The organism is Bariatricus sp. HCP28S3_A7 (genome assembly GCF_052066375.1).
In the GTDB taxonomy this organism is placed as follows: Bacteria; Bacillota; Clostridia; order Lachnospirales; family Lachnospiraceae; genus Allocoprococcus.
This window is the reverse complement of record NZ_JBQHSG010000053.1, coordinates 1-4,740: the sequence shown is the minus strand read 5'-3', so window position 1 is coordinate 4,740 and position 4,740 is coordinate 1. Positions and strand designations below refer to the sequence as shown.

At 33.3% G+C, this 4,740-nt stretch carries 6 protein-coding genes; all 6 read left to right on the top strand.

Annotation, left to right across the window (positions count from 1 at the left end):
- Positions 1–415 precede the first annotated feature (415 nt).
- Complete coding sequence (locus ACTNA4_RS15740) at positions 416–967, top strand: hypothetical protein (protein ID WP_441031075.1); 552 nt, start codon at positions 416–418, stop codon at positions 965–967.
- On the top strand, positions 943–1,527 hold the full coding sequence (locus ACTNA4_RS15735) for a hypothetical protein (protein ID WP_441031072.1): 585 nt from the start codon (positions 943–945) through the stop codon (positions 1,525–1,527). Before ACTNA4_RS15740 ends, ACTNA4_RS15735 begins: the two co-directional genes overlap by 25 nt.
- 26 nt (positions 1,528–1,553) lie before the next feature.
- Entirely contained in the window at positions 1,554–2,015 is a 462-nt protein-coding gene (locus ACTNA4_RS15730; RefSeq protein WP_441031069.1) for a hypothetical protein, read from the top strand.
- 470 nt (positions 2,016–2,485) lie between these two features.
- A complete protein-coding gene (locus tag ACTNA4_RS15725; protein ID WP_441031067.1) occupies positions 2,486–3,322 on the top strand; it encodes a hypothetical protein in 837 nt (278 codons plus the stop codon).
- A gap of 166 nt (positions 3,323–3,488) precedes the next feature.
- Positions 3,489–3,704: a hypothetical protein gene (locus tag ACTNA4_RS15720; RefSeq protein WP_441031064.1), complete on the top strand. Its 216-nt coding sequence runs from the start codon at positions 3,489–3,491 to the stop codon at positions 3,702–3,704.
- A 242-nt stretch (positions 3,705–3,946) separates the two neighbouring features.
- Entirely contained in the window at positions 3,947–4,504 is a 558-nt protein-coding gene (locus ACTNA4_RS15715) for a hypothetical protein (protein WP_441031062.1), read from the top strand.
- Positions 4,505–4,740 lie beyond the last annotated feature (236 nt).

The following is a 4,740-nucleotide window of genomic DNA, read 5'->3' as shown; positions in this document are numbered from 1 at the left end:
GTGAAAAACTCCAATCTATCAAAAATCGCATGTGAATTATAGTGAATTACTCCAACTCGCAAAGGGCTGGGGTAATTTTGTATCTGACCGCATTAATATTTGGCGCTTACGAACTTCCAGAGTATCGAAAAAAGATTATTTCTTTTTTGAAAAAACAGATAGTTGAAGTTAGCGTTAAGGACAACAACTAATAATTAACTACAAAGCAAAAGGAGCGGCTAACCCACCGGTCGTTCCTTTTTTGCACCCAAATTTCAAGGAAAGGAAGTGAAAATAACATGAAACAACATATAGTTATCATTAGTGCCAGAGAGATATCACCGGACTCATTGACAGTACAGGAACGGAGGTAGTAACCTATACGTATGATGCAAGGGAAAACTGCTGAGTAAGAAGAGAAAGGAAAAGATGAAAAATGCCATTAGATGAATTAATAGTCAAATCTGATGAAAAATGGATAGAATTCAGGATACAGCTTACGCTTGGAATACTGATTATTTATTCGATAATATGTCTTATATTAACAGTGGCAGAGCATGAAAGTTTGAAAACATTTATTGGGTATTTTCTTATTATTTCTCCACTTTTTCCAATAGGACTCTGGCGTTGGTGGAATGAAGGAAGAACGATAATTATAGACAAAAAAGGATGTTTAATAAAGTTTTTATTTTACAAAAAGTATTTTTTATGGAATGAATTGAATGTTAGACAGATGAGGCCAAAGATAGGTTTATGGGAATACGAGGGCGTTGTGTTTTCCGCACATGCTTATGATCGCCCTGGAGATAGCAGTAATTGTGATTACTATATGCTAAAGCATCCTTTTACTTGTTTTGTGGTGAATTTTTCGGGGAAACATCGTCCGATTATGTATGGACAAGCCTTTCCGGTTGTGATTGACGGTGAAATCTGTTCAATAGATAAAGAACGATTATTAATAAAATGGAAGAGTGGAATGTCAAGTTAGAGACGGTTCGGAAAGTTAATGAAAAAGATTTTTTGGACAAAAAAGGTAGATTAATGACAAAAAAATCGCGGCGAGAATGGAGCTTCCGAGCGGTATGTGTGTGGTTGATGATAATTATGGTTTTGATATATATGGTTTTTGTGGGGAAGAGTGTTGGAGTATATATTGCGTTAAGTCCGGTTATTGTCTTTTTATCGGGAGTATACATTGGCATTACTAGAATTAAATCTTATCGTTTGAGAATGGACGAAAAAGGTTGCGTACAAAAATTCCTTTTCCTTTCAAAACATTATTCTTGGAAAAAACTGCGGGTAAAATTGGTTAAGTCGAATGAAAGTCATTGCGGGGAAGGGGGGGTGTTTATTAAAAAAACAGAAAAAGGCAAAAAGCATAACGATGAAACATATGAGTATTCAAAAGTTCATCCATTTAGTAGCTTTTCAATTAATTTTGAAATACCGGGGAAAAAATTTGGAGAGAAAGACGCTTTACATGAAATTAGTAAAGAACTGTTTTTGAAAAAGATGGAAGATTGGGGAGTGGATGTAGAAGGATTATAAATGGAGCTATGCGAGGAGTAACTGGTATGAAAAAAACGAGACTAAAATTTGGTGAGATGTATATTTTAAGGCATTGTATGGTGATTTTTGCATGTATTTCTTTTGGCAATATAGCAAAAGCGTGGACGGACTGGGTGGGATGTTTGCTTTTAGGCTTTCCTATCATATATAATTTATGGTATGTGATATTATTTCTAATTGATTTGATTGTCGGTCCGAAGAAAATGAGAATGCATTTTCGAAAACTTAAGCATGCTGACACTGCGTTGCGTTTTATATTTCCAAAGAAGTATATTATTCATGACCCGAGTGTTTATGAAAATTGTAAATGGGTGGCAGCTACACTTGTATTAGAAGGTAAAGGAAAAAAAACCATTACTTTACGAGCGATTTGTTCCGGACCGGAATTAGTGAAATATAATAAAAAGGGATGTCTTGATGTGACTTATTATAAATGTTCTGGTATAGTAAAGGAGATTATTTGCTAATCAGTTCGAGAAAACATAACAGATGTGATTGTTAAGCAGCATGAGAAATTCAATGAATACGCAAATCTAAATACCTATATTGAAAAGTAATTGAATCTTTTATGGAATATACATCCGGCAGAAGATAGGGCAAGAGTGTTACCGATTCCAGGGGCAACCAGACTTCCGTGGCAGTCGGAAAGACTACCAAGTAAACTGGATGAAGTTAAAAGAATTGAGAATTAAAAGGGAAGATTGTTTAAATAAGGTGGTGTTGAGATGGTACCTAAAAAAGTAGAAGCATATTAAACGGGTATTAAGAAAGGGACACTAAGAATGAAAAAATATAAAAAGAGCTCTTTAAAATACAAAAATAGAGCTTGGGTTATAGTTTTTACTAATATATTACAATTATTAAATTTTATGATGCAACTGATGGTCATGATATTAAAAGGTCAATTTGAAACAAAAGGAGCGGAAGGGAGATTCGAATGAAAAAGAAATATCATTTTTATTTAGAAAGTAAAAAACGGCTTATAGAATTTTTGAATAAAAATGAAGTTCCATATGAAACGCATACTACCATAAGCTTAAACGATAGAATGGAAAAAGTTACAGAGGATATGTGTGTATTTGATTTGTATGGTGATGAGGATACATATCGCAAATTTAAATGGCAATTCCCGAATTATGCCAGTGAAGGAACACGTTCGATTGAATATTCTGAGAAAGAGATAGAAGAGTCAGAATGGTTATTTGTTTACAATAAAAGTAATAAAGTACAGTGGGTATATGATGAAGAGTCGTTTAGAGAGACGTGTAGGGTTAAAATTCCAATTATAGGGAGCCATTATAGACATGCAGAACAGGTAAAATGTTTATCCGCGACAAAAGCGGTAAAATGGGGAACAAGGCAGTTTTTTAGTGGCCCCAATGCCATGGACGATATTATATTTTGTTCGGATAAAGCAAGAAAAATGTTACAGGATAAATGGAACGGATTAGAATTCTGGACAGTCAAAAAGTATAATACCTGTCAAAATATTGAAGATCTTTATCAGCTTGTATTTAATGAAAAATTACCTATTGAAGCGATTCGTGGGTGGAAAAAAGGGACTTGCAGTATTTGTGGGAGAAAGATTATCCGTATACCTAAGGGAGAGGAGCAGATTTCTATTAATAGAAAATATTTAACAGATTCGAATAGTGTGTATTCTACAGGAGAGGTATTAACAGGTAATGTTTTGGGATGCAATACATTTTCATTAAATATTGTTCCTCAAAGTTTTTATCAATATTGTAAACAGTATGAAATGAATCGGGGATAAATATGAATAGAGAAATAGAAGAAGAAATAATAAAAAAATATGTGAAAAAAATAAACAGGAAAGAATCCTATGGGAAATAAATAATCCTAAAAAGAGGAAGGGGATTATATGGCATTTTGATAGGCCAGATATTTTTAAAGGGGATTATCTGCAACCAGTAGAGTATATGGATAGAAAGATTATGAAAGATTTTTTGATTAAGAATAGTAATCTTGGGAAAGTGTATTTCATAGGTGAAAGTTTTATTGGTTATTTATCAAGTGAAGAGGCGGCAGAGAGAGCGAACACCGGTGAGATTTGTATTATATATTGTGGAAATGGTATAGGGTATTATCAAGGGGAACAAGAAAAAGGAAAACCACCTAGATTCTTGCTAAAATAGGTAATTACAGTAAAATATTTCAATAGAAAAGGTGGTGTTGAGATGGTACCTTAAAAGTTATTGTAAATTGTGAAAATCGTGCCATGATAATTGAAGCTCTCGAGAAGAGGTTGATAGCGGAAGAACTAATGGGATGGCGCGAGGAGATGCTGCCTTTTTGGAAGAAATTGATCATTGAAGAGACGCTGGAAATCACTAAGTAATAATAATTGGTTAGAAAAAACAGTCAGGAGGAAATAAAAATGGTACAGATTATGTGGAAAGAAATAATAGTGGGTTTCATGCTGTTGTTTATTTTTCGGTGGCTATTAAATGTTTACATGATTAATACATATAATAAAATGGCAAGGCTGTTTGGTAAGACAAACAATGTGGAAACATTGAAAAAAAGAATGAAGAAACATAGAAAACTTTGTGATTTTTTTTCTATAGGACCATGGAATCAGGAAATATATGCCATATATAATGGATTGTGCTGGATGTTAGCTTCTCTAGAGTTATTAGAAGGGAGAGAGGATCAGTTTTTGCAGTATGTAAACAGCATAAAGAAGGGAAAAGAATATGAAATAAAACCATTTGCTTTTGCTTTATATTATCGTTCAAGAAAGAACCAAAGTTTAGCCGAGGAATGGTATCGGGATTATTTGAAATGTAATTATCAACATATTGAAATGTATTTGCTGTTAGATTATATTTTTTCGGAAAACAAAAGGAGTCTTGATGAAACAATGGGTAAAGTAATTGGTCTTTTTAAGAATCCTGCGACGATAATATTGATCAAAGATAATGGGATAATATAAAGAGATAGCAGTTTTCGTATTGGTTTGCGTTGATTTAACAAGATATAGCAAGAATTCTCCCACCTCTTTAGGTGGCGAGATGAATTGCAAAAAATATGAGAGAACACTTGTTCTAAGGTGCCGGATGTGGTATAATATAATCAGTCGAATAAAGGGAAGGATTGATTATAATATGGATTTGGATAATAATGCACATTCAGTATTTTTGTTATATTATCATTTGATTATGGTTGTGA